Genomic DNA, 18,932 nt, shown 5'->3' with positions numbered 1-18,932 from the left:
CCCGTCTCTATACGGGGAGAAGGTGCCGGCAGGCGGATGAGGGGCGGCGCGCTGCTCATATTCATCATTCGCGCAACCCTTTACCCCGCTCGGTAGTGTCTCAGTTTGAAATACGCGGAAGCGCCTATCCCGTTTGCCCCATATGCGAAAACGCCTATATGCTTAGCGGAAAGCATGGCAGCAACAATGGTCTACACTGTCATCTGGTATGGAAGACAGGGCATCGTCGACAAGGTGATCTTCGACGACGAGAAGACCGCGAAAGATCATGCAACCTCCATGTTCCAAACCCGAAAGGGTGACGATGGAATCGTGTCCGTTGAAGTTCGTAAGGACAACGGCGCTGTCGTTTTTAGCCATGCGGAGAACTAGGAGTGCCCACCGGACCTAAGGCCAGAAGCGCCCCGCCGACGTGATCGGCAACGCCGTCCGCGTCCTGCGCATTGCGACAGGCGAGGAAGCTGACGATGTGATTGACGACGGCAAGGACCCCACTGCCAAGGCCCTTGGCGCAGAGCGGAAAGAAGCGGGCCGAGAATATGACGCCAGAGCGTCGCGCTGAGATCGCGCGCAAGGCGGCGGAAGGCTGCCTTGGATCAGGACAGCACCCGGCTCTACTGCAAGATCGTGCCACAGATGGTGCCTTGGCTGCCGGAGGAAGAAGCTGCGCAGCTGAAGTTCGCGTTCGAAGCCGAAATGGAGCGGCTGAAGGCGGCTTAAGCACTGACGCCGGCGGGACAGCGCCCCCCTCTGGCCTGCCGGCCATCTCCCCCTCGGGTGGGGAGATTGGCTAATCGCGAACGCTAGCGCTGCCCCTCATCCGCCCTTCGGGCACCTTCTCCCCGTATAGTGACGAGGAGAAGGAAGAGGCTACATACCCTTCATCGCATCGCACGACACGTTCGGGTTCATATCCGCGAACGCGCCGGTCGGGTTGCCCTTCCAGGCCCAGACATGCAGCTCGTAGAACGGACCGAGGCCATAGCGATTGGGCGCGCTGTTGAAGTTGAACAGATGCCCATCGAGCGAGGCCGGGCCTTTCGAGGTGATGTATTCGACCGCGATCAGTTTTAGCGTCCCGTCGGCCGCCGGCTCATACATCACCGCTTCAGGCTTGGCGACATCGACAGCGTCATCCTTGAGGTAGCCCGGATTGACGTAGTGGATGCCCATGGCGCCGCCGGTGATGCCGCTGGCGCAGGGAATCGGCGCATAGCCCTCGGCGGTTGCCGCCGCCACATTCTCGAAGCGGCTGTTGGCCGCGCGTACCATGTCGGCCAGCGGATTGCCGTCCTTTGCCTGGGCCGCGGTGGCGGCGATCGACAGGATGGCCAGGGCGGCAAGGCGCCCGGTGCAAAGATTGATGTTCATGTTCTCTCCGGTTGTTTGAGGACGCGCACCGAGCGGGTCTGCTCAACGCTGCGGCGTCCGTTGGAATTTTGCGAAACAGGTCGCTCGTCCTGTTTTCATGTCGGCCGCAGTGATGCGGCCGGTTGCACGGCTTGTTTCAGCCCGTCCAAACGGCGCGGCGGCCTAATGGTCCCACCAATAATATTCCCAGTATTCGCGCCGCTGCTCGCGGTCGGGCAGTCCGATGTCCTGCCTCAGATAATCGTCTTGCGGGGGCAGCCGGCGCCGCCTGCCCAGCAGACGCGAAGGCAGCGCCGCCGCGATCCGCCATAGACGGCCAAGCAGGGAACCGCCGGGGTTTCCCACGACAGGCGCCGGTTCGCCGACCGGCATGCCATCAGGCATGTCGCAATTGCCGCGAATGGCAGTTTGATACTCATCCTTTTGTCCGCCACTTGGGGTTTGCCTGCCATCAACGGTAAAAGTAGGGGTCAAGAACCCGCACCTCCGTGATCTTGTCGACAGGCAGCGAATTCTTCTGGGCGGTGCTGCGGATCGCCTCGGGCGAGGGCGCGTCGTAGATGCAGAAGCTGCGCTTCTTGTCCGGCGACACGTAGGACTGCAGCCAGGTAACGCCCTTTTCGGCATTGCGCATGACGACACCGCCCAGCGCGTCGGCGCCGGCTTCGTTCATCGGCACGTTGAGGCCGTCCGGGAATGTGCGTTCGATCAGATAGCGAGGCATGGAAGCCTTCCTTTCTCCAGTGGGGCACGCCCGGTTTGAGCGCGGCTCGACATTGATCACGCCCGGCAAGAGCGCACATCGGAGCCTTTCCCCATTTTTGGCGGGACGATTCCCTATGTTGGCAGCGTTATGGACGGGGGATATGTTGGCGGGTCCATCGCGAGTCCGCCTGTTCGGCGAACTCGATCTGCGTGAGCGAATGATGCTTCTGGAACGGCAGGCACAGCTGGAGCGACTCGACGGGCTGCTGGCCGATGCCGGGCGCGGCCGTGGCTGCGTCGCGGTGCTTGCTGGCGAGGCCGGGGCCGGCAAGACCGCGCTTGTCGAGGCCTTCATCGACCGGACTGCGCAAGCCACGCGCATATTCCGCAGCGCCTGCGAGGATCTGTCGATACCCGATCCGCTCGGGCCGCTTTACGATCTGGCGCGGGACGCGCAATGGGCGCTGCCGCAGGCGATCGATCATCGGCAAGGACAGAGGCTGCCGCTGTTTTCGGATGCACTCGAAATCTTCGAGACGAAGGCGCAGCCGACCCTGTTGGTGATCGAGGACTTGCACTGGGCCGATGATGCGACGCTCGATTTCGTCCGCTTTCTCGGCCGGCGCATCGCCAGCAGGCATCTCTTGCTGCTGCTGACGGCGCGCACCGATCGCAGCGAGGGACAGATGCGGGTGCGCCGCGCGCTCGGCGAGATACCGGCAGGCAGCGTCGCGCGCATCGACGTGCCGCTGCTCAGCAAGTCGGCGGTGCTGTCGCTGGCCGAGGCGGCGGGGCGTGATGGCGATGCCATCTACCGGGCGACGGCGGGCAACGCCTTTTTCGTCACCGAACTGTTGTGCAGCGGATGCGAGGAAAAAACGGCGCTGCCGGCAAGCGTGCGCGACGCGGTTCTGGCGCGCGCCGAGCGCCTGTCGGCCGGCGCCCGCTCGATGCTCGACGCGGTGTCGGTGTTCCCACGCCGGGCCGACGCCTGGGCGTTGCAAGGCCTGTGCGGCGTCGCCAGTGCCGGCCAGCTTGCCGAATGCGTCGCCAACGGCTTGCTGGAGGATCTGGGCGATGGCTATGCGTTCCGCCACGAGATCGCCCGCCGCGCCATCGAGGCGATGTTGACGACGAGCCACAGGCGGCAGTTCAACCAGCGCGCGCTGGCTGCCCTGCTCGAAAACAGTGAGGTCTCCACCGGCCGCCTCGTGCATCACGCGGTGGAGGCGCACAATCTGCAGGCAGTGCGCGAACTGGCCCCGGTTGCGGCGCGCGAGGCCTCCCGCGTCGGCGCCCATCGCGATGCGGCCGGCTTCTATGAAGCCGTGTTGCGGCAGGCCGACAGCCTGCCGGTGGAGGAGCGCACGGCGCTCTATGAGAAATATGCCTTCGAGTGCCACCTCATCGGCAAGATCGACGAGGCCATCGCCGCGCAGGACCAGGCGCGCCGGCTGCATCAGGCCCAGGGGAATACGGCGAAGGAAGGGGATTGCCTCAGATGGCTGTCGCGCTTTGCCTACCTGCTTGGCGACCGCATGGCTGCCGATGCCCTTGGCGAGCAGGCGGTTCAGCTGCTGGAGACCGCGCCGGCCGGGCCGGAACTCGCCATGGCCTATTCCAACCTCTCGCAACTGGCGATGCTGGCCGAAAGGCTCGACGACACGCTGCGGCTCGGCAACAAGGCGATTGCGCTCGCCGAACAACTGAACCGGCCCGACATCGTCTGCCACGCCCTCAACAATGTCGGCAGCGCCGAGCAGTGGCTGGATCTGGCAAACGGACGGCTGCACCTTGCCCGCAGCCTGGAGATCGCGCTGGAGCAGAATTTTCAGGAACATGCGGCGCGCGCCTTCACCAACAGCGCCTGCAGCGAGATGAACCAGCTCGGCTTCGCTGACGCGCGGTCGTTCCTCGATCGCGGCATCAACTATTGCGTCGAAAACGACCTCGTCACCTGGCGCGACTATATGCGCGGCGTGCTGGCGCAGCTGCTGCTGCGCCAGGGGCAATGGGAAGAGGCTGCCGCCGAGGCACTCGAGGTGATCGCCAACGAGCAGGCGACGATGCTGGTCCGCCATCCCGCCGTGGTGGCGATGGCAAAGCTGCGCGTGCGGCGCGGCGATCCTTCCGCCGAGCCGCTGCTTGCCGAAATGGCGCGGTTCCTCGAAAAGGGATCGGAATTGCAGCGGCTGGCGCCCTATGCGGCACTGATGGCCGAGCGGGCATGGCTTGGCCAGGGCGACCGGGAGGAGGCGTTCGGCCTGATCGCGCTGGCCGAGAGCCTGTCGACGACACGGGCGGTCTTCGGCGAGTTGGCGATGTGGCGGCAGAAGCTGGCGCCGGACTTCGATCCCGGCGACACCATCGGCATGGCTGCGCCCTACCGGCTGTTGCTCGCCGGCGACTGGCAGGCGGCGGCAGAACTATGGGCCGAGATGAACGCGCCCTACGAACGCGGGCTGGCGTTGGCAGAGGGCGACGAGACCGCACAGCGCTCGGCACTGGAGATTTTTGAGAGCCTCGGCGCCAGGCCCGTCGCCGTTCACCTGCGCGACACCATGCGGCGCAACGGGGTCAACCGTATTGCAAGGGGGCCGCGCCAAACGACGCGTGCCAATCGTGCCGGCCTGACCCAGCGCCAGATGGAGGTGCTGCAACTGATCGAGCGCGGGTTCTCCAACAAGCGGATTGCCGAGCAGCTGACAATTTCGCCGAAGACGGTCGATCACCACGTCTCGGCGGTTCTGGGCAAGCTGGAAGCGGTTTCGCGGGGTGAGGCGACGGCCGCGGCACGCGATTCAGGGCTGATTTGAGAAGCGAATAAATCAAAGGCCGGCGACCCTTCGCGCCCCCCTCTGGCCTGCCGGCCATCTCCCCCTCAGGTGGGGAGATTGGCTAATCGCGAACGCTAGCGCTGCCCCTCACCCGCCCTTCGGGCACCTTCTCCCCGTGAACGGGGAGAAGGAAGGTGGCGCTTACGCAAACGCCCCATGGCAATGCTTGTATTTCTTGCCCGAACCACAGGGGCAAGCCTCGTTGCGGCCGACCTTGCCCCAGGTCGCCGGGTTCTTCGGGTCACGGTCTTCGGGGGCGACGATGGCGTTGGTCTCCTGGCGGACCAGGACGGCCGTCTCGCCGCCTTCGAAATCGTCCTCGCCGGTGAAGCCGTCGATATGGCTGCCGAACATGTCGGGGGCTTCGGGCGGCGGCGCATCGGCCGCCTGGCGGACCAGCTCGACGCGCATCAATTGCGCGGTGACGGCCTGGCGCAGATTGCCCAGCATCGCCTGGAACAGCTCGAACGCCTCGCCCTTGTACTCCTGCAGCGGATCGCGCTGGGCATAGCCGCGGAAGCCGACGACCGAGCGCAGATGGTCGAGATTGACGATGTGCTCGCGCCACAGATGGTCGAGCGTCTGCAGCACCACGGAACGTTCGACATAGGTCATCACGTCGGGGCCGAAACGCTCGGCGCGCTCCTTGGCGGCGGCGTCGGCGGCCTGGCTGACGCGCTCGCGGATGTCGTCCTCGGCGATGCCTTCTTCCTTGACCCAGTCCTCGACCGGCAGATCGAGATTGAGGAATTCGGCGATCTCGGCCTTGAGGCCGGCGACGTTCCACTGCTCGGCATAGGCGTTTTCGGGAATGTTCTTGGCGACGATCTCCTCGATGACGCCTTCGCGCATCTCTGTGATGGTCTCGGACAGGCCCTCGCCGTCCATCAGCTCGATGCGCTGCTCGAACACCACCTTGCGCTGGTCGTTGGAGACGTCGTCATATTTCAACAGGTTCTTGCGGATGTCGAAGTTGCGCGCCTCGACCTTCTTCTGCGCCTTTTCCAGCGCCTTGTTGATCCACGGATGGATGATCGCCTCGTCTTCCTTGAGGCCGAGCTTCTGCAGCATGCCGTCCATGCGCTCGGAACCGAAGATGCGCATCAGGTCGTCCTGCAGCGACAGGAAGAATTTCGACCGGCCGGGATCGCCCTGGCGGCCCGAGCGGCCGCGCAACTGGTTGTCGATGCGGCGCGATTCATGGCGTTCGGTGGCCAGCACGTAGAGGCCGCCGGCGGCGAGCGCCTTTTCCTTCAGCCGGGCGATGTCGTCGCGGATTTCCTTTTCCCTGGCCTCGCGCTCGGGGCCGGCCGGCATGTCGCCAAGCTCCTCGGCAATGCGCATGTCGGCATTGCCGCCGAGCTGGATGTCGGTGCCGCGGCCGGCCATGTTGGTGGCGATGGTGATGGCGCCGGGCTTGCCGGCCTGGGCGACGATCGCCGCCTCGCGCTCGTGGTGGCGGGCGTTCAGCACCTCGAAATCCTTGAAACCTTCCTTGCGCAGGCGCTCGGCCAGCTGCTCGGACTTCTCGATGGAAGTCGTGCCGACCAGCGTCGGCTGGTCCTTGGCGCGGGCTTCCTTGATCTCCTTGACGATCGCCTTGTATTTCTCCTCGACCGTCCGGTAGACCTCGTCGTCTTCGTCAATGCGGATGACCGGCAGGTTGGTCGGGATCTCGGTGACGTCGAGATTGTAGATGTTGGCGAATTCCTCGGCCTCGGTCAGCGCCGTGCCGGTCATGCCGGCGAGCTTCTTGTAGAGGCGGAAATAGTTCTGGAAGGTGACTGAGGCGAGCGTCTGGTTCTCCGGCTGGATCGCCACATGCTCCTTGGCTTCGAGCGCCTGGTGCAGGCCCTCCGAATAGCGGCGGCCGGGCATCATGCGGCCGGTGAACTCGTCGATGATGACGATCTCGCCGTTGCGCACGATATAGTCCTTGTCCCGCTGGAACAGCCGGTGCGCCTTCAGCGCGTTGTTGACGTGGTGGACGATGGCGACGTTCTCGACGTCGTAGAGCGACTCGCCCTTGAGCAGGCCGGCATCGCGCAGCATGTTCTCCAGCTTCTCGGTGCCTTCCTCGGTGAAGATCGAGGTCTTCTGCTTCTCGTCGATCTCGTAGTCCTGCGGCTGCAGCTGGATGATGAAGGTGTCGATGGTGTTGTACATTTCCGAACGGTCCTCGAGCGGACCGGAAATGATCAGCGGCGTGCGCGCTTCGTCGACCAGGATGGAATCGACCTCGTCGACGATGGCGTAGCTGTGACCGCGCTGCACCATCTGGGCGCGCTCGTATTTCATGTTGTCGCGCAGATAGTCGAAGCCGAGCTCGTTGTTGGTGGCGTAGGTGACATCGGCGGCGTAGGCGACGCGGCGCTCCTCGTCGGACAGGCCGTGGACGATGACGCCGACCTTAAGGCCGAGGAATTTGTAGACGCGGCCCATCCATTCGGAGTCGCGCGTGGCCAGATAGTCATTGACGGTGACGACATGGACGCCATTGCCGGCGAGCGCGTTGAGGTAGACCGGCAGCGTCGCCACCAGCGTCTTGCCTTCGCCGGTGCGCATCTCGGCGATGCCGCCATTGTGCAGCACCATGCCGCCGATCAGCTGCACGTCGAACGGCCGCATGCCGAGCACGCGGCGGGCGGCCTCACGCACGGTGGCGAAGGCCGGCACCAGGAGGTCGTCGAGGCTGGCGCCGTTGGCGATGTCCTGGCGGAATTTGTCGGTGCGGGCCTGAAGCTCGGCGTCGGAAAGCGCCCGCATCTCGTTTTCCATGGCATTGATCGCCTCGACGCGCGGCCGGGTCGATTTGACCCGACGATCGTTGGAGGAGCCGAAAACCTTACGGGCGAGACCGCCGAGACTGACCATCCAATGGCCCTTTCGATAGCATTCCAAGTCACTGCGACAGGCGCCGGCTGGCCCCATCAACTCCACGTGAACGCGGACAAACGCAAAAAGCGCCCGGAAAACGGTTCTGGACGCAAAGTCGTTGGACAGATAAGAGGGGGCTCATTCGATGTCAACGCCGCGCTCGCCCTGTCGACCGCGCCAAATTCCGCCACAATCTTGCTGGTCTGGAAGCCATTCCGCTCTAGCTACCCCGCTTTGGAGATAATCGTAATGTCAGTATTGTTCCGCCGCGCGTCGCTCGCCAGCCTTGGTCTGGCATTCGGGCTATCGGCCCTCTCGCTGTCGCCGCTGATGGCACAGGAGGCCGCCCCTGCCCAGCCGGCAGCACCCGCTCCGGCGGCCAAGCCGGTCGATCCGAACGCCGTGGTCGCCACCATCAACGGCCAGACGCTGACCGAGGCAGACCTTGGGCTTGCCGAGGGCGAGCTGTCACAGCAGTTCGCGCAGCTTCCGCCCGAGCAGCGCCGCGCCGCGGCGCTGTCGGCGGCGATCGAAATCCGCGTGATGGCGGCTCAGGCGGTGACCACCGGCCTCGACAAGGATCCCGACTTCCAGCGCCGCATGGCCTTCCTGCAGCAGCGCGCGCTGCATGGCGAAATGGTCGAGAAGGGCGTCGTCGACAAGGTTACCGATGCCGAGGTCCGCGCCCGCTACGACCAGGAAATCGCCAACACGCCGCCCACCAATGAGGTGCACGCCCGTCACATCCTCGTGAAGACGAAGGAAGAGGCAGACGCCATCATCAAGCAGCTCGACGGCGGCGCCGACTTCCAGAAGCTTGCCAACGAGCACACCAGCGATCCGAGCGGCAAGACCAGCGGCGGCGATCTCGGCTGGTTCGGACCTGGCCAGATGGTGCCGGAATTCGACAAGGCGGTGTTTGCGCTGGCGGTCGGCAAATATACCGACCAGCCGGTGCAGTCACAGTTCGGCTGGCATGTCATCAAGGTCGAGGACAAGCGCACCAAGCAGCCGCCGGCGTTCGACCAGGTCAAGGACCAGGCGCGCCAGGCGGTCATCCGCGACAAGTATTTCGCGCTGGTCAAGTCGCTGCGCGCCAACGCCAAGGTCGACATCCCCGATGCGAACCTGAAGAAGACGGTCGACGCGCTGGAAAGCGCCAAATAGGCCAGATTGGGCTATGACAGGGCGCGCTGCCGCCCTGTCGCTTCTATTTGGGGGCGCGAGCGATGATGCGTCGACGCCGCCGCCGGACCGGCGTGGCGTCGCCGGCATCGTCAGCGACTATGCCTTTCAAGACATAGCCGACCGCCCTGCGCAGCGTCGCTTCGTCCTCGTCCAGGCGGTTCGTCAGAAGATGCGTCCAGGCGAACGAGGCGATCAGGTCGGCGACGACAGTGGCATCGACGTCGGCAGCTATCTCTCTCCTTGCCTTGGCGCGTTCGACCATCTGGCCGGTGTGGATGCGACGCCCTCTTGCGTATTCGGCGAGGGCGGCGGCGGCTTTTTCGTCCGACTGCGCCTCGGCAATCAGCGATCTGAACACGCTGCCCGACGACGTGTCGCGCCAGTGCGCGAACAAGCTCTTCAGGAAGCCGACGAGATCCTCCTCCAACTTCCCGGTGTCGGGATTATCGACGCGCTTTTGCCGTTGATAAACGTCGAGCAGCAAGGCGGCCTTGCTTGGCCACCAGCGATAGATCGTCGGTTTTCCGGCGCGTGCGCGGCGCGCCACCGCCTCGATCGAGAAGCCGGAATAGCCAGCTTCGACAAGTACCGCCTCGGCGGCATCGAGAATGGCATCGGCGCTTTCCGGGCTGCGCCGTGCGCCAGCCGACTTGCGCCCGGGATCGGTGATTTCGCCCATCTCTTCTTCCTTACCCGCGATTTCGCCAGCCATCATATACAACTCTTGACGAAACGGAACGATCCGTTTTATATGTAACGGAACGTTCCGTAACGATAAGGAGAGTTTGATGAACTCGATCGCCGTGACCCGCTTTTCGCGCCTGCGCTTCGCCCTGCTGGTGCTGCTCGGCGTCTATCCGCTGATCACAGCCATTTTGTACGTGGTTTTTCCGCTGACGCAGGAATGGCAAATCTGGCAGCGTACGCTGGTCATCGCGCCGCTGATGGTCTCGATCATGATCTGGGGGCTGATTCCGGGCGTGCAGCGGGCGTTTCGCGGGTTCATCAACCCAGCGGTCCGCTGATGTTCATTCCAGCGCTTGCGACGTTTCCGACGCAACGCGCCACTCGCCGTCGGCCAGCACGAGTTCCAGCGTCACCCGCGCCTTGCCGGTCAGGCGCTGCGCCGATTTGTCCTTCGGCACATAGTCGTAGCGCATGGCGAAAACCACGTCGGCACGGTCCTTGCCGTGCGGCGTCACCTCAAGGCTGCCGGGCTCGAGACCGAACGACCACGATGCCCATTGCGCGAACCAGTCGGTCTTGACCTTGACGATCGCCTCGCTGTCGTAGCGCGTGCCGTAGATGGTGGCCGACGAACCGTAAAGCCGCTTGACGGTTTCGCGCATTCTCCTGACATCAGGCGCCAGATAGTTTTCGCGCAAGAATTTTTCGATGGCACCCTCGTCGCCGACGGAGCGTTCGAGCGCAGCCACCTGCGACGCGGGAGCCGGGCTGACAGCCGGTTTCGGTTGCTGGGCAATGTCTGCGCCCGGAACGAATTCGAAACGCTCGAGCAGCGACCCCTGCTCCCAGGGACGCTGCGCCTCGCGCGTTGCGGAAACGACGTCGCGGCGCACTGCGATCATCATGTCGTTGATGCTTTGTCCGGGCTCGGCCATATGCCGCAAAAGTGCCGCCGCAAAGGGCGAGTTGCGTCCCGTCCCGTCCATTGCCACGGCGCCGGGTGCCGTCGAGAAGGCGATGAACGAGCCGCGCGTCGACTCGAACTGGGCAAGGCCGGCGAGAGCCGTCGCCGAGCGCGTCGTGGCGCTGCGGCTGAGACTTCGGGCAAACGGGTTGTTGCGGCAGGCATCGAGGAAGACCAGGCTGACCTTGGTCTGCTGCTCCATGATGTCGAGAACCTCGTCGATCGGCACCGCCTCGAGCTGCAGCTTGACCGGCATGTCCAGCCTGGCGTCGACCGGCACGATGAAGTTGCGCCCGTCGACCTGCAGGCCGTGGCCGGCATAGTAGAACAGCCCGGCACCGGCACCTTGCAGCGCATCGGAGAATTCGCCGATCTTGCGTTCGAGCTCGCGCTTGCCGAGATCGTTGCCTTCGATCACCTCGAAACCGATGGCGCGCAGCTTGTCGGCGATGTCGAGCGCATCGTTGACGGGATTGGCCAGCGTGCCGGCTTCGGCGTAGCTGCCGTTGCCGACCACAAGCGCCACGCGCCGCGCCGTCTGCGCATCGGCGCGCAGCAGCAGAAAGCCCAGAAACGCCAGTGCCAAGACCACAAGCCTGCCCATGGGGCAGGATCATAGCGCTATCGGTCGCAGCGACACCAACAAATTTGCAACAGCCTGCTTGCTGCCGCGGCAGGTGTCAGGCGTCCGGCACCCGTAACGGCTGTGAATACGCCTTGCGCCGGCGCGTGCTATCGGGCAAACCGGCGTTCCTTTCGCGATTTTTCCCGCCCGGGGTCTTCCATGTCCACACAGGTTTCGCCACTCGCGCCGAAGAAATATGCCAAGATGCCGGCCATCGAGGGCGTGCGCATCGCCACCGCCGAGGCCGGCATAAAATACAAGAACCGTACCGACCTGCTGGCCATGGTGTTCGACGCCGGCACCACGGTCGCCGGCGTGTTCACCAGGTCGAAATGCCCGTCGGCGCCGGTCGACTTCTGCCGGCAGAACCTCACGGCGGGCAAGGCCCGCGTGCTGGTCGTCAATTCCGGCAACGCCAATGCCTTTACCGGCCAGAAGGGCCGCGCCTCGACCGCACTCACGGGCGAGGTGGCGGCGAAGGCGGCCGACTGCACAGCGGGCGAGGTGTTCCTGGCCTCGACCGGCGTGATCGGCGAACCGCTCGACGCCGGCAAGTTCAGCCATCTGCTGGCCGGTCTGGTCAAGGACGGCAAGCCGGAATTGTGGACCGAAGCCGCCAAGGCGATCATGACCACCGACACCTATCCCAAACTGGCGACCGCGACGGTCAAGCTCGGCGATGCCGACGTCACCATCAACGGTATCGCCAAGGGCGCCGGGATGATCGCGCCCGACATGGCGACGATGCTTTCCTTCATCGCCACCGATGCGCCGATCGCAGCACCCGTGCTGCAGGACCTCCTGTCGCGCGGTACGGCCAAGACCTTCAACGCGGTTACCGTCGATAGTGACACCTCGACCAGCGACACGCTGCTGATGTTCGCCACGGGTGCTGCCGCCAGGCGCGGCGCGCCGGCAATTTCCGACCCCAAGGATGCGCGCCTCGGCGCCTTCCGCCGTGCCCTCGGCAAGGTGCTGAAATCGCTGGCACTGCAGGTGGTGCGCGACGGCGAGGGCGCCCGCAAGCAGGTCGAGGTCACCGTCACCGGGGCCAAATCGGCCCGCTCGGCCAAGCGCATCGCGCTGTCGATCGCCAATTCGCCGCTGGTCAAGACGGCAGTCGCCGGCGAGGACGCCAATTGGGGCCGCGTCGTCATGGCCGTCGGCAAGGCCGGCGAACCGGCCGACCGCGACCTTCTGTCGATCTGGTTCGGCGACAACCGCCTGGCCTATCAGGGCGAGCGCGACGCCGCCTATTCCGAGGAGGCGACTTCGGCGTATATGAAGCGCGACGAGATCCGCATCCGCGCCGATATCGGCATCGGCCGCGGCAAGGCGACGGTGTGGACCTGCGATCTCACCAAGGAATATGTCGCCATAAACGGCGATTATCGGAGCTGATGGCGTTGGCTTCCAGACATCCGGCAAGCGTGTTGGCGATCGTGCGCCGCTATGAGGCGGCCGGATTTCGCGCCTGGCCGGCGGCCGCCGTCCATTATGACGGCACCTGGGTGGTGCGGCTGACGGCCGGCCATCCGGCCAAGCGGCTGAATTCGGTCAATCCGCTCGATCCGGGCGACATCCAGCACATTGCCGAGCGCATCGGTCGCGCCAGCCGTCGGTTCGACGCCTATGGCAGGCCGCTGACCTTTCGCATCTCGCCGCTGTCGGGGCCGGATCTTTCGAAGTACCTCGACGGCGAGGGCTGGAGCATATTCGCGGAGTCGCTGGTCATGCGGCTGCCGCTGGCGGACGCCACGCTCGACGACGCCATGGACCAGATTCCGTTGAAGGACATCAGCCGTTTCATCGGCGCGGCGCTCAAGGTGAGCGGCTCGGATGTGTCGCTGCGGCCGGGCCTGTCGGAGATCATCGGCGCCATCCAGCCGGAGGCCGGGCTGTTTGCGCTGGAGGCCGGCAGCGAACCGCTGGCAACGTTGATCTGCGTGCATGACGGCGACCTTGCCGGCCTGTTCGAGATTGCCACCGACAGGTCGGTGCGCAACCAGGGCCATGGCCGCCATCTCATCCGGTCGGCGCTGAAATGGGCGCGGCTGCGCGGGGCGCGGGAAGCCTGGCTGCAGGTCGAGGCTGACAACGCGCCGGCGCTGGCGCTCTACCGTTCGCTCGGATTCGACGAAGTCTATCGCTATCGCTATCGCCGGCCACCCGGCGCATGAGCGGCTTGGATACGATCGGCAAACGCCTGCTCCTGGTCGCGGCCTGCGCGCTGGTCGATGCCGACGGGCGCGTGCTTTTGGCGCAGCGGCCCGAAGGCAAGCAACTCGCCGGCCTGTGGGAGTTTCCGGGCGGCAAGGTCGAGCCCGGTGAGACGCCGGAACAATGCCTGATCCGCGAATTGTACGAGGAGATCGGCATCGAAACCGACATCCCTTGCCTGGCGCCACTCACCTTCGCCAGCCATTCCTACGATGATTTTCACCTGCTGATGCCGCTGTTCGTCTGCCGTCGATTCCGCGGCATTGCCCAGCCGAAGGAAGGCCAGGTGCTGAAATGGGTGCGGCCGCGCCAGATGCGCGATTTTCCAATGCCGCCGGCCGATGCCCCGCTGATCCAGTTCCTCATCGATCTGCTGTAACGGCCGACCTGCCGTAAATCGGGCAGCGCCGCAACGCGCTGGCAGCAGCGTTAATGAAAGATTTATCTGACCGTGAAAAATTGACGCTAGGCGGTTACGCCGATTCCACCGCTGGGGAGCGATTTGCATGAGCCTTGAAAAGGACTGGGACTCGCCTTGGCCCGACCGCCTTCCTGGCGCCGCCAATGCCGGCATGGGAATATTGCGCATCGCCCTCTTGTTCGGCTCGGCCGCGGTGGCTCTGGCCTTGATCGCGACGCCCTACCTCGACAGCCGGACCCGCTCGCAGTTTGCCCGCGACGGGCTTGATACGATGAGCACCGGCTCGATCGGCCAGCGCGATAGCTATACGCTACGCAAGAGCGTGCTGCAGCCGCTGCCCAGTTCGGTCTGCGTTATACGGGCCGATGGCAGAAGCAGCGGCGACTGCTGACTCCTCAACAGATCTCTAGGATTCGGCTGTTTCCTAGAATGCAGCAGGTTCACCGCGCGTTAAGCCTGTCGCATTAACCTTTCTTAACGGGTCGGCGCTAGGTTCGGGCAAGAGGGATGGGCGCCCATGAAAATCTTGCTGCAACGATTTTTAGACGACGAGAGGGGTGCGACGGCTATCGAATATGGTTTGATCGTCGCCGTGCTGTCGCTTGCCATTGTCGCTGGTATTGGCCAGGCTGCCGGCGCCATCCAGTGGTTGTTCAGCGACAACAGCAGCAAGCTTGCCAACGCTTTTGCACAGTGACCCGCTTAGCTTTTGCGTGGGATACGCTTAGCTTTTGCGCAAGGATACGCTCAGGGGCCGCCGGGGTTTTCCAGGATTGTCTTCAGCGATATTTTTGCGGAGCCCGGCTTCAGCGGCTTTTGCTGAGAGGCATCGGGCGCCCAGCCTGACATCCAGACCACCGAGAAACTCGCCCTGACGCGGCCATCGGCATCCGAAAACCGCTCCGCATAGATTTCGGCGGCGCGCGCGAACAGCGCTCGCGTGCCCGGCCGCCTGCTGCGGTCGACAAGCGCGCTGGTCTCGCCCATGGCGCGCAGGTCGGCGACCAGGCCAAATAGCGAATCGTAGCGCACCGTGATCGTCTCGACGTCGGCAACCGGCAGTGCCAGGCCGGCGCGCTGCAGCAGCGCGCCGGCGTCGCGGACGTCGGTGAACGGGATCACACGCGGGCTGGCGCCGCCATAGAGCTCGGTCTCGGCGGCAAGCAGGCTTTCGCGCAGTTCGGAGAGCGTGCCTGTGCCGGCGAAGGCGCCGAGGAAAAGCCCGTCCGGCTTCAGCGCCCGGCGGACCTGCACCAGCATGCCGGGAATGTCGTTCATCGCCTGCAGCGACAGCAGCGAGACTGCGAGGTCGAGGCTTTCCGGCTCGAATGGCACGGTTTCCAACGGCGCCAACAGTCCTGGCTGGCCACCCAGGAAAGCGGCGTCGGCCTCGACGCGCACGTTTTCCGTCACCTTGCCGCTTTCGGCGAGCACCTCTGCTGCTGCCGGCGTCTGGCAAAACAATGAGGCCGCCTTGCCGAACCTGCGTTCGACGGCGCCGAGCCGGTCGGCAAGATCCTCGGCCGCCCGCCGCATGAGGAAATCCGCGCCGGCGATGGGACGGGTCAGTGCCCGGCGCTTGCGCGCCAGCCAGAGCGAGGTGTCAATTACAGGCTGCAATGGGCAGGTCCTTGTGCTTCGCTCTCTGATATAGTGATGCGGAGGACCAACCACGTGGCCGATCCCATGCCAGAGATCAAGCGTAGTGCGATCAAGAGCATTGCCCGCAAGGCATTGGGCTGGCCAGCGCGCCTCTTGTTCCCGCCGGTCTGTGCCGGCTGCCGCCGCCATGTCTCGCAGCCCGGCGTGTTGTGCGGCGCCTGCTGGCCGAAACTCAGGCTGCTGGAACGGCCGTGGTGCCCGGTGATGGGCACGCCGTTCACCCACAATATGGGTGAGGGTTTCCTGTCGGCGGAGGCGATAGCCGACCCGCCGCCGTTCGAGCGCGCGCGGGCGGCGGTCGCCTATTCCGGCGTTGCCCGCCAGATGGTGCAAGGGCTGAAATACCAGGACCGCACCGATCTGGCGCCGTGGATGGCGCGCTGGATGCTTCGCGCCGGTGCCGAGCTCATCGCCGAGGCCGACGTGGTCGTGCCGGTGCCGCTGCACTGGCGGCGTTTCTTCCGACGGCAGTTCAACCAGTCGGCGGAACTGGCGCGGGCGGTGGCGCAGCTCGGGGAGCGGCCTTTCGCGCCATCAGCCATCAGGCGCGTCAAACTCACGCGCCAGCAGGTCGGGCTTGAGCGGCGGGAACGCGAGGAAAATGTTCGCGCCGCATTCAAAGTGCCTGATGAGGCGGAGATCGAAATCGCCGGCCGCCGGGTGCTGCTGATCGACGATGTCTACACCACCGGCGCCACCGTCCGCGCGGTCGCCAAGGCGTTGAAGAAGGGCGGTGCCGGCGCGGTCGACGTACTGACCTTTGCGCGTGTGCTGCCGGGGGACTTTCGGGCCGACGAATCGGCGCCTATATAGCCTAGGAACGAGGCAGGATTGCTGACCGATGGTCGATGTGACGATCTACACGCGGATGATGTGCGGCTATTGCACCGCGGCCAAGCGGCTGCTCGACAGGAAGGGTGTGACCTACACCGAGCACGACGCCTCGTTCTCGCCGGAGCTGCGCCAGGAGATGATCTCCCGCGCTCACGGCCGTTCCACCTTTCCGCAGATATTCATCGGCGACACGCATGTCGGCGGCTCTGACGATCTCCACGAATTGGAGGCGGAAGGACGGCTGGACAAATTGCTCGCCAACGGCTCGGCCAGATAAGGACATGACGATGGGTGGTTTCAAGGCGGCGGCGATCCAGATGCGTTCGGGAACCAGCCCGGAGCGCAATGCGGTCGATCTGGAACGGCTGGTGCGCGAGGCGGCAGGCCTTGGCGCGACCTATATCCAGACGCCGGAAATGACCGGCGCGCTGATCCGCGACAGCCAGGCATGGGCCGCTTCCTTCACCTCCGAGGACAAGGACATCGTCGTCTCGACGTCGCGGCGGCTGGCCAAGGAGCTCGGCATTTTCCTGCATATCGGCTCGACCGCCATTCTGCGCGCCGACGGCAAGCTTGCCAACCGCGCCCTTCTGTTCGGGCCGGACGGCGCCAGGATTGCCACCTACGACAAGATCCACATGTTCGACGTCGATCTCGACAATGGCGAGAGCTGGCGCGAATCCGCCGCCTATGAGCCTGGCACCGAGGCCGTCGTCGCCGAAGTCAATGGCGCGAAGCTCGGCTTTGCCGTCTGCTACGATCTGCGCTTTCCGCAGCTGTTCCGTGCCGAGGCGCTGGCCGGCGCCGATCTGCTTTCGGTGCCCGCCGCCTTCACCCGCCAGACCGGCGAAGCGCATTGGCACGTGCTGCTCAGGGCGCGCGCCATCGAGAACGGCGCCTATGTCGTCGCCGCCGCGCAAGGCGGCGTGCATGAAGACGGCCGCGAAACCTATGGCCATTCGCTGATCGTCGATCCCTGGGGCCGCATCGTCGCCGAAGCCGCGCATGACGAGCCGGCGGTGATCGTCGCCGAGATCGACCCGGCGCAGTCCGTCGCTGCGCGCAAAAAGATACCGAATCTCAAAAACGCACGCGATTTTGCCGTAAACGCCGGTTCGGCGGAGGCAATGCCGCTCAGGGGTGCCGCCTCTTGATCCGCTTTTCCCTGATCTGCGAACACGAGCACGAATTCGAGGCCTGGTTCCGCAGCAACGACGATTTCGACACGCAGAAGAGGCGCGGTTTCGTCGATTGCCCGGCCTGCGGCTCGCGCAAGGTCGACAAGGCGCTGATGGCGCCTGCCGTCTCGACCGGGCGCAAGCGCGAAAGCATCTTGCTGGCCATGGGCGAGGCGCAGAAGCAGGCGCTGGCGCAGCTCAAGGCGCTGGCCGACAAGGTGCGCGAGAATGCCGACTATGTCGGCGACAAATTCGCCGAGGAAGCGCGCAAGATCCATTTCGGTGAAAGCGATCCGCGCGGTATCTATGGCGAGGCGACGCTGGACGAGGCCAAGAGCCTCGCCGAGGACGGCGTCGAGTTCATGCCTATTCCAAGCTTCCCCGACGACCGCAACTGATCCGTCAACCTGCTCCAGACATAGCGAGGCATCTCTTCGCCAGGCAGCGCCGTCAAGGTCGGGGCGGCGCCGAATGGCGGCAATGCCGCCACCCCCGCACAGGCGTCTACAGTTTCAGGCCGAGCAGCAAGGATGGGGCTCGCGGGCAATCGTTTCGCTGCTTCTTTCATGCCCACTGCCTGACGGGCTTGCTTCACTTGACGGGCTTGCTTCCGCATAGGCTGCAAACTGGCGTTCAAGCGCCTTGACTGCACTGCTGCGCCAGCCCTCCGCCAGGGATTCCGACATGGGATCGGGGAAGATTTCCTCTTCGCCGTTCTCCACGCCGTTCAGGATTGCCCGCGCGACAGACTCCGCAGAGGCCTTCGCAATGTCCAGGCCCCGTGTCATGTCCGTGTCCACCGGGCCGGGAAGGACCCTGTGGACGCTGACACCCCGTCCGGCCAAAAGGGTGCGCAACGACTGCGACAGCGAGAACGAGGCCGCCTTCGAGATGGAGTAAGCCGGACTGAACGGCACGGCGGCAATCGAGGCCAGCGACAGAATGTTGACGATGGCTCCCCGCGACCGGGCCAGCAACGGCAGCAGAGCCTGGGTAACGTCGTACGAGCCGAAGAGGTTTACGGCCAGCTGTTGTTCGAGCACACGACGGTCGCTTAGGTCATCGATGGGCGATACGCCGGCGTTGTTGATGAGGATATCGAGAGCATCGATCTTCTCGACGGCCTCCCGGATCTGCGCAGCGTTGGTCACATCCATGGTCAGGGACGTCACACGCCGGTCCGGATGAGCCATCGGTTGGCGGGTTGCGGCATAGACGCGCTTTACGCCTCTGCTCAGGGCTTCCTCGACCAGTGCCCGACCGATGCCCCGATTGGCGCCAGTCACCAGGATGGTTGTACCTTCGATCTTCATTGCGTCTCTCCTACTGCTTTATCGTTGCGTTCGAGCCCAGTGCACGGTCT

The 18,932-nt window shown here is 64.7% G+C and carries 22 protein-coding genes; 14 read left to right on the top strand and 8 right to left on the bottom strand.

The window, feature by feature from the left end; translation table 11 throughout:
* The first annotated feature begins 174 nt into the window (after window positions 1-174).
* Both NKJ28_RS02650 and NKJ28_RS02645 read left to right on the top strand, forming a co-directional pair.
* Window positions 175-372, top strand: a complete 198-nt coding sequence (locus NKJ28_RS02650) for a hypothetical protein (RefSeq protein WP_023721050.1) — start codon at window positions 175-177, stop codon at window positions 370-372.
* A gap of 219 nt (window positions 373-591) precedes the next feature.
* Complete coding sequence (locus NKJ28_RS02645; RefSeq protein ID WP_352633884.1) at window positions 592-720, top strand: hypothetical protein; 129 nt, start codon at window positions 592-594, stop codon at window positions 718-720.
* Window positions 721-870: 150 nt separating this feature from the next.
* On the opposite strand, the gene NKJ28_RS02640 is transcribed toward NKJ28_RS02645, so the two are convergent.
* The 3 genes from NKJ28_RS02640 to NKJ28_RS02630 form a co-directional block, all read right to left on the bottom strand.
* Entirely contained in the window at window positions 871-1,371 is a 501-nt protein-coding gene (locus NKJ28_RS02640) for a hypothetical protein (protein ID WP_352633882.1), read from the bottom strand.
* Window positions 1,372-1,533: 162 nt separating this feature from the next.
* Window positions 1,534-1,755: a hypothetical protein gene (locus NKJ28_RS02635; protein ID WP_352471339.1), complete on the bottom strand. Its 222-nt coding sequence runs from the start codon at window positions 1,753-1,755 to the stop codon at window positions 1,534-1,536.
* A 67-nt stretch (window positions 1,756-1,822) separates the two neighbouring features.
* Entirely contained in the window at window positions 1,823-2,095 is a 273-nt protein-coding gene (locus NKJ28_RS02630) for a DUF4242 domain-containing protein (protein ID WP_023677971.1), read from the bottom strand.
* Window positions 2,096-2,237: 142 nt separating this feature from the next.
* On the opposite strand from NKJ28_RS02630, the gene NKJ28_RS02625 reads away from it, so the two are divergent.
* On the top strand, window positions 2,238-4,892 hold the full coding sequence (locus NKJ28_RS02625) for an ATP-binding protein (protein ID WP_352633880.1): 2,655 nt from the start codon (window positions 2,238-2,240) through the stop codon (window positions 4,890-4,892).
* 162 nt (window positions 4,893-5,054) lie between these two features.
* On the opposite strand, the gene secA is transcribed toward NKJ28_RS02625, so the two are convergent.
* The gene (gene secA / locus NKJ28_RS02620) at window positions 5,055-7,787 is read right to left on the bottom strand and encodes a preprotein translocase subunit SecA (protein WP_352633878.1); all 2,733 of its coding nucleotides are present in this window, start codon (window positions 7,785-7,787) and stop codon (window positions 5,055-5,057) included.
* Window positions 7,788-8,039: 252 nt separating this feature from the next.
* On the opposite strand from secA, the gene NKJ28_RS02615 reads away from it, so the two are divergent.
* A complete protein-coding gene (locus NKJ28_RS02615) occupies window positions 8,040-8,957 on the top strand; it encodes a peptidylprolyl isomerase (protein WP_352456658.1) in 918 nt (305 codons plus the stop codon).
* A gap of 43 nt (window positions 8,958-9,000) precedes the next feature.
* Here NKJ28_RS02615 and NKJ28_RS02610 read toward each other — a convergent pair whose 3' ends face one another.
* A complete protein-coding gene (locus NKJ28_RS02610) occupies window positions 9,001-9,657 on the bottom strand; it encodes a TetR/AcrR family transcriptional regulator (protein WP_352634312.1) in 657 nt (218 codons plus the stop codon).
* Between the two features lie 109 nt (window positions 9,658-9,766).
* Between NKJ28_RS02610 and NKJ28_RS02605 the strand changes: the two genes are divergently transcribed.
* On the top strand, window positions 9,767-10,003 hold the full coding sequence (locus NKJ28_RS02605) for a putative antibiotic biosynthesis monooxygenase (protein WP_352633876.1): 237 nt from the start codon (window positions 9,767-9,769) through the stop codon (window positions 10,001-10,003).
* Window positions 10,004-10,006: 3 nt separating this feature from the next.
* Here NKJ28_RS02605 and NKJ28_RS02600 read toward each other — a convergent pair whose 3' ends face one another.
* The gene (locus NKJ28_RS02600; protein WP_352570527.1) at window positions 10,007-11,233 is read right to left on the bottom strand and encodes a caspase family protein; all 1,227 of its coding nucleotides are present in this window, start codon (window positions 11,231-11,233) and stop codon (window positions 10,007-10,009) included.
* 180 nt (window positions 11,234-11,413) lie between these two features.
* On the opposite strand from NKJ28_RS02600, the gene argJ reads away from it, so the two are divergent.
* From argJ to NKJ28_RS02575, 5 genes are all read left to right on the top strand, one after another.
* Window positions 11,414-12,655 (top strand): bifunctional glutamate N-acetyltransferase/amino-acid acetyltransferase ArgJ, encoded by a 1,242-nt coding sequence (gene argJ, locus NKJ28_RS02595; RefSeq protein ID WP_352570526.1) that lies wholly within the window; start codon window positions 11,414-11,416, stop codon window positions 12,653-12,655.
* On the top strand, window positions 12,655-13,434 hold the full coding sequence (locus NKJ28_RS02590; RefSeq protein WP_352570524.1) for a GNAT family N-acetyltransferase: 780 nt from the start codon (window positions 12,655-12,657) through the stop codon (window positions 13,432-13,434). Before argJ ends, NKJ28_RS02590 begins: the two co-directional genes overlap by 1 nt.
* Complete coding sequence (locus NKJ28_RS02585) at window positions 13,431-13,853, top strand: (deoxy)nucleoside triphosphate pyrophosphohydrolase (protein WP_023677979.1); 423 nt, start codon at window positions 13,431-13,433, stop codon at window positions 13,851-13,853. Before NKJ28_RS02590 ends, NKJ28_RS02585 begins: the two co-directional genes overlap by 4 nt.
* A 127-nt stretch (window positions 13,854-13,980) precedes the next feature.
* Entirely contained in the window at window positions 13,981-14,286 is a 306-nt protein-coding gene (locus tag NKJ28_RS02580; RefSeq protein ID WP_023677980.1) for a hypothetical protein, read from the top strand.
* Window positions 14,287-14,412: 126 nt separating this feature from the next.
* Window positions 14,413-14,592 (top strand): Flp family type IVb pilin, encoded by a 180-nt coding sequence (locus tag NKJ28_RS02575; RefSeq protein WP_352456654.1) that lies wholly within the window; start codon window positions 14,413-14,415, stop codon window positions 14,590-14,592.
* Window positions 14,593-14,642: 50 nt separating this feature from the next.
* Here the strand turns inward: NKJ28_RS02575 and NKJ28_RS02570 are convergent, their stop codons facing one another.
* On the bottom strand, window positions 14,643-15,515 hold the full coding sequence (locus tag NKJ28_RS02570; RefSeq protein ID WP_352453067.1) for a methyltransferase domain-containing protein: 873 nt from the start codon (window positions 15,513-15,515) through the stop codon (window positions 14,643-14,645).
* A gap of 54 nt (window positions 15,516-15,569) precedes the next feature.
* On the opposite strand from NKJ28_RS02570, the gene NKJ28_RS02565 reads away from it, so the two are divergent.
* The 4 genes from NKJ28_RS02565 to NKJ28_RS02550 are packed head-to-tail and all read left to right on the top strand — an operon-like array spanning window position 15,570 to window position 17,967.
* Window positions 15,570-16,370 carry a ComF family protein gene (locus tag NKJ28_RS02565; protein ID WP_352570523.1) on the top strand — a complete coding sequence of 267 codons (801 nt, stop codon included), beginning with the start codon at window positions 15,570-15,572 and terminating at the stop codon, window positions 16,368-16,370.
* Between the two features lie 28 nt (window positions 16,371-16,398).
* A complete protein-coding gene (gene grxC, locus NKJ28_RS02560) occupies window positions 16,399-16,668 on the top strand; it encodes a glutaredoxin 3 (RefSeq protein ID WP_352491813.1) in 270 nt (89 codons plus the stop codon).
* A 10-nt stretch (window positions 16,669-16,678) separates the two neighbouring features.
* Window positions 16,679-17,545, top strand: coding sequence for a carbon-nitrogen hydrolase family protein (locus NKJ28_RS02555; protein WP_352570521.1), 867 nt, complete (start codon window positions 16,679-16,681; stop codon window positions 17,543-17,545).
* Window positions 17,542-17,967, top strand: coding sequence for a DUF1178 family protein (locus tag NKJ28_RS02550; RefSeq protein ID WP_352633872.1), 426 nt, complete (start codon window positions 17,542-17,544; stop codon window positions 17,965-17,967). Before NKJ28_RS02555 ends, NKJ28_RS02550 begins: the two co-directional genes overlap by 4 nt.
* A gap of 114 nt (window positions 17,968-18,081) precedes the next feature.
* Here the strand turns inward: NKJ28_RS02550 and NKJ28_RS02545 are convergent, their stop codons facing one another.
* Window positions 18,082-18,882: an SDR family NAD(P)-dependent oxidoreductase gene (locus tag NKJ28_RS02545; RefSeq protein WP_352633870.1), complete on the bottom strand. Its 801-nt coding sequence runs from the start codon at window positions 18,880-18,882 to the stop codon at window positions 18,082-18,084.
* Between the last annotated feature and the right edge of the window lie 50 nt (window positions 18,883-18,932).

Source organism: Mesorhizobium sp. M0145 (genome assembly GCF_040322355.1).
Taxonomy (GTDB): domain Bacteria; phylum Pseudomonadota; class Alphaproteobacteria; order Rhizobiales; family Rhizobiaceae; genus Mesorhizobium.
This window is presented reverse-complemented; position numbering and strand designations above follow the sequence as displayed.